The organism is Gluconobacter sp. (assembly GCF_047723935.1).
Taxonomy (GTDB): Bacteria; Pseudomonadota; Alphaproteobacteria; order Acetobacterales; family Acetobacteraceae; genus Gluconobacter.
This window is the reverse complement of sequence record NZ_JBDOBO010000122.1, coordinates 1-4889: the sequence shown is the minus strand read 5'-3', so window position 1 is coordinate 4889 and position 4889 is coordinate 1. Positions and strand designations below refer to the sequence as shown.

The 4889-nt window shown below is 53.7% G+C and carries 5 protein-coding genes; 3 read left to right on the top strand and 2 right to left on the bottom strand.

Features of this window, described 5'->3' with window-relative positions; genetic code table 11:
* Positions 1-233 precede the first annotated feature (233 nt).
* Positions 234-656 (top strand): hypothetical protein, encoded by a 423-nt coding sequence (locus ABF979_RS16390; RefSeq protein WP_415560751.1) that lies wholly within the window; start codon positions 234-236, stop codon positions 654-656.
* Here ABF979_RS16390 and ABF979_RS16385 read toward each other — a convergent pair.
* Positions 638-1768 carry a hypothetical protein gene (locus ABF979_RS16385; RefSeq protein ID WP_173957802.1) on the bottom strand — a complete coding sequence of 377 codons (1131 nt, stop codon included), beginning with the start codon at positions 1766-1768 and terminating at the stop codon, positions 638-640. The genes ABF979_RS16390 and ABF979_RS16385 overlap by 19 nt on opposite strands.
* An 866-nt stretch (positions 1769-2634) precedes the next feature.
* On the opposite strand from ABF979_RS16385, the gene ABF979_RS16380 reads away from it, so the two are divergent.
* Together ABF979_RS16380 and ABF979_RS16375 are read left to right on the top strand one after the other, a co-directional pair.
* Positions 2635-3189 carry a Panacea domain-containing protein gene (locus ABF979_RS16380; protein WP_415560750.1) on the top strand — a complete coding sequence of 185 codons (555 nt, stop codon included), beginning with the start codon at positions 2635-2637 and terminating at the stop codon, positions 3187-3189.
* 14 nt (positions 3190-3203) lie between these two features.
* Positions 3204-3617, top strand: a complete 414-nt coding sequence (locus tag ABF979_RS16375) for a hypothetical protein (RefSeq protein WP_126621608.1) — start codon at positions 3204-3206, stop codon at positions 3615-3617.
* 865 nt (positions 3618-4482) lie between these two features.
* Here ABF979_RS16375 and ABF979_RS16370 read toward each other — a convergent pair.
* Positions 4483-4889 (bottom strand): hypothetical protein (locus ABF979_RS16370; protein ID WP_415560749.1); only part of this gene is annotated, 407 nt, incomplete at its 5' end.

The window sequence follows — 4889 nt, the reverse complement described above, 5'->3', positions numbered from 1 at the left end:
GATGAACGGACAGAGTATCTGATCAACGACCGCCTGTCGTTCATGCGCTTTCTGAGACTGGGGCTGTCGGACTGAATTGCCCCGGGTTTTGTGGAGACAGAAAGGCCTGAGGAAATTCAGATGACGTGTGATCGGGTGTTTTCGTCGGCAAAAAGACTTGCCAACGCATTATCAGCTGTTCTCTGATGTCTCGGAAGCACACAAGGTCGCATAAAATGATTGAAAATTAGGAATTGCCACTCAAGTTTTCTCTGTTTGTTGGGCTGCTAGCGGGGCTGGCGTCGTTAACGCTTCTCAAGGATTCCGGCCTCACTTTCAGTTTAAGCTGGCATTGGCCGGTCAGTGTCGCGGCGATAACGGCTGGTATCGCAAGCCTCCATTTGTTTCTCGGCAAGACACTCTACAGCCGCATGTGGGTCGTCCCCGCAGTCAGTTTCATGGGATCGCTTCTTTGGTTGGTCGGTGCGGAAGCTTATGCCTTGCATCAGGTCGCTTCTCATCCCTCTCTTTCCCTGTACCATCCAACCAGTTTCAGCGATGAATTCTTCGCCGCAGACTGGTGGGCATCTGATGCGTTCCTGCGCTACCCTGCTTATGGACTTATAGCGGTAACAATCGGATATTTTGTCGCCCTCATCTACAGGGCCAGAGTGTGATCATTGCATCCCATGTCCGGTTCTGAGTGCTCTTCAGGAAGGGACATTTTGTGGTTTAGGCGCTCTACGTTCGAAATTGCGGCCTCCAGTTCGGAGAAATCAGGTTGCCACCGGGGCAAAGGTCGAAACGCCTCCTCGGCCACCGCAACACTCTGATCATCAGGATCAGCTTCCTCTCCCAAACGAGGCCGCCCCCGCTTACGCCCTGGAACGGGTTTTTTCGGCATCCTGACCGCTTCTCGGAGTGGTGCGAGATCCTTCAGGGCAAAGAGACGCCGCGCAGCGCGGTGCGTGACATCGATGACCAGTCCACGGTCCAAAAACCGCTCCAGCAGGACACAGGCGGCTTGCACGGATACGGACAGCCGGGCGGCCAGGGTCGTCGCGGAAATCACCGGATGGGCGGCAATGATGTCTATGGCCAGGGCTGCTTTTGAATTGCGCCGCTGATTGCCGGCCTGCGCACGCGCGTCGCGCCAGGCCCGTTCCAGCGTGTGGACCATATCCCTAATCCCAGCCGCTTCGCGCTCCAGCGCGTCCAGCCATGTGGGTATCCAGCGCCGCTCCTCCCAGGACGTCCCGCCTCGAAAGGCTGCCGCTCCCGTTACAGGATACAGACCGCTAAAAACCCCTTCCTTCTGCCACAGACGCACCAGCGCCCCACGGAAGGGCGCACGCGCATCACCGACCTCGATCCACTCCCGGAAGGCCAGAGCACTACCCCACAGGATGCCCATATGGCTGACAGGCGCTACGGCGACAGTGAGAGCCTGGGTGATCCGCTCTTCCTGCGAAGTGGTTGCCCTGGCAAGCCACTGATACTGCTCGAAGGCATAGCGCAGGGCGTCAACCTCGCCGCCACGCTCGAACACATCCTGTCCACGGATACGGGGCCGCAGCCCCTCAAGGCTTGCGGCCAGCTGCCAAGGGTCAATCAGATAGCCATCCACGGCCGCACACTGCCGGGCAGCTTCCAGCCGCATCCGGAACAGAACCGCCTCGCGCAGAGGATGTCGCCTGAGCTGCTGCTCGAGAGCGCCAAACGCCAAGGCTGTACGGGTTAAGGCTGGCGTCACGTCTTCCGGACGGGCTGCGGGGCGTTCCAGCCGCATGTTCAGAGGTCTTTCCCGGCCTGTCCATAGGCATTTGGCTTCTCGCACGCGCCGATCGCGAGAGCCTGCACGACGATCGGACTGGTGGCGATCTTGAGAATGATGGAGATCATACTGCTTGTCCTTTGCCTGACGCGTGCAAAAATACGCCGTCAGACGGGTGTGGGCAAGCCATGCAATTCAATCTAAATAGCACGTAACTTGAAAACACGTCTTTTTCCGTTTTTGGCCCCCTCCCCCGTTTTTATGTCCGATAATTTCCCTTGTCGGACATAATAAATCCGGGAAAAAACCAATTGTCGAAATTCCTTAATTAGGAGAATCCCGGCTTCCGCGCCGCCAAAAGTAACCTTAATCAGGTTACAAGGAGTCCCTTAATTAGGTTAAGTGCCCGTTCATAGTCGGACTTGTTCCATGCCGAGGATTCACTCCATGTCCATCTTGGGGGGATAACTGCTGGTCCGGTCTGGTTTGGAGCGTCCGGACAGTATTTTCTGCCGTTCATTCAGCTATGTGTGATGACCGCTGCGCGCTCCCAAGCAGTTCGACAGCGATTCTGCTGCGCCCGGTAGCAGACATTCAAATCGTGACTGCGTTTGGGATGAAGTCGTCGTTCACGTCTCGGGATTGGAGTGGCGGTTTTCGGCTAGAGCAGACGCTTATACTGCACGGACCCCGTCGGCGTTTGATCGAGACTGGACCGATTGCAGCCTGGCGCGATGTTAATATTGACTGACGCACCTAGTTCTAACTGGCCGCAGGAACGCTTTTTTTCGTGGTGCATGAGATCCGTATGTGCGTTGTGGAAAATTAAGATAGGCTTTGCTATATGAGTCACGTGTCAATGGGTTGCAGGAGGCTTTCAGGTGTATAATTCAGCAAAGGCGGCGCAAATCATCGCTTATCTTGCGCTGAAAACCGAGGCTCGCGCGATCAATATGTTGAAGGCTATCAAGCTCGTCTACATCAGCGATCGGGAGGCGCTGAAGCGCTTCGCCATGCCCATGCTTGATGAGCCGCGAGCGTCATTGCCGCACGGCCCAGTGAACTCGTGGACTTACGACACCGCGAAGGGCGAAGTCGAGGACGCGAACTGGTCAGCCATCCTCGATGATCGAGCAAACCACATGATCGGCGTAAAGGCAGATATCGGGGTGGACGACCTCGACGAACTCAGCGACGCCGAGGTCGAGGTGCTCGACAGCGTCTGGGAAAAGTTCGGTGGCATGACGCAGTGGCAACTCCGCGATTGGACGCACAAAAGCGACAACATTCCTGAATGGGAAGACCCGAACGGCAGTTCCAACCCGATCCCGCTTGAGCGACTTCTACTCGCCGTCGGCATTAAGAACACGACTGAACATGCGCAATTCCTTCGCGACCAAGCATCGATTACCGAACTGCTTGCTGAGCTAGCGTAAGCAGGCCAACGGGGATGGCGATCGCGAAGAAGGGCACCCTGCTCATTGTGTCCGGGCCGAAGCATGATCCGGGACGTAAACACCTTCATGTTGTTTGCAATGATCCAGACGACAAGGGAAACGTTGCGTTAGTAAGCGTTTGCTCGGTCACCGGCACGAACCACGACACCACCTGCATCCTTCAGAAACACGAGCATGCCTTCCTCAAGCATGACTCTTTCGTGCTCTACGCACGAGCGACAATCGTTAGCACGAGCAGCCTCACCAACGGGATGGCGGCTGAACTAATAGTCATGCACGACGACATGAACGGGCAGACTTTCCTACGCGTGCTAAGGGGCATCTGCCGCTCGCCGCAGACCCCGCGCAAGGTGAAGACGTATCTTGGCTGTGATGAGCTGGGAGCCGAGGAAAACCCGACCACCTAGCCTAGCCTCACTCGTCGACGCTGGCGCTGGCTGCATAACCATTGTCGTGGCTGCTCAATCTATGCGCAGTTTTTCCCCCTGCGACTCGCCTGTTTGGGGGATGCTTTGCTGCCCGGACGTGGCCAAACTTGTGAATGGCTAATTCCGGCGTTGAACCGACATTCACGCAACCGTGCCGGAATGTAGGGCTGTGATTCGCAACTGACACCGCGTGAACGTCAGGTATCTGGATAATCCGGTATTAAACTCGTCATTCGCCTATCGGCCAAAAATGGCAGCGGGCGTTTGCTCTGGTCATGTCGGCTATTCGGAAAGCGGTATGGGTGGCTGTATGGTCTGAGAAGCGGCGGAAGCAGACCCGTGCATTGATAAAAAACGCGATCGCGTTTTGTAACCTAATTAAGGGCTTTTCTCGCATCAATAAGGGACATTCGCATAATTAGGGGTATCAATAACGTGCTGAAATGTCAGAATATTGACTAACGTAATTAAGGAATTTCGACACTATTGTCGAAAACCAGAAGATAATGATAATCCGCCGCTGACTGCCGTTTTTGTCGCCGAAAAAACCACTTAATCGCGATAAAAATGCAGAAGATAATGATAAAAAAACCACTGACTGATGATAAACAGACACACGAGGCCACGGGCAAAATGGTGCACCGATAATCTGCAATATGACCTACTCATCCGGCGATGGAGCAGAGGAAACACCATCTTTTTCCGCAGACTGTCGGAAAGCAGATCGACCCGCTCAACTCCTAATGACCGACATAAAAGCAGTAAAATTACTTATTAAAAATAGCATGCTGTTTTTATCATTAGTCAGTGGTTTTCTCCTGACCTAATTACACTATTATCCATATTAAATGGATTCATAAGTCACTGATAAAACAGTATTCCAATTATCATTATCCGCTGGTTTTCGACAAAAAAACAGAATATGAGGATAATTCGCTAAAAACCGAGCTTTCCGGCCTCGCGGAACCCATTGCCTTATCACAGGGTAACAAGCACACTCATCTACGAAACAGAACGCAATTAAATTATCACACGCCGCGCAGGTTACTGTCGGCTGGGGCATATCGCCATTATCTTGGTCATAGCGTCGATGAAAGAGCCATTCAGGTAGCGGACAATCTACACCATTTACATCATTGCTGTATTTGCTGTATTTGTAGTCTTCAATGAAGGAGAGGATCGTGCGTACATTTTCGACCAGTGACCTGTCTCGTAAATCAGGCGATATCATCGCTAGCGCCTTGCAAAGCC

What these genes read in the sequence shown, in the direction of transcription:
- ABF979_RS16385 (WP_173957802.1), bottom strand. Translation starts at nt 1,768, where the DNA reads ATGCGGCTGGAACGCCCCGCAGCCCGTCCGGAAGACGTGACGCCAGCC.
- ABF979_RS16375 (WP_126621608.1), top strand. Translation starts at nt 3,204, where the DNA reads ATGGCGATCGCGAAGAAGGGCACCCTGCTCATTGTGTCCGGGCCGAAG.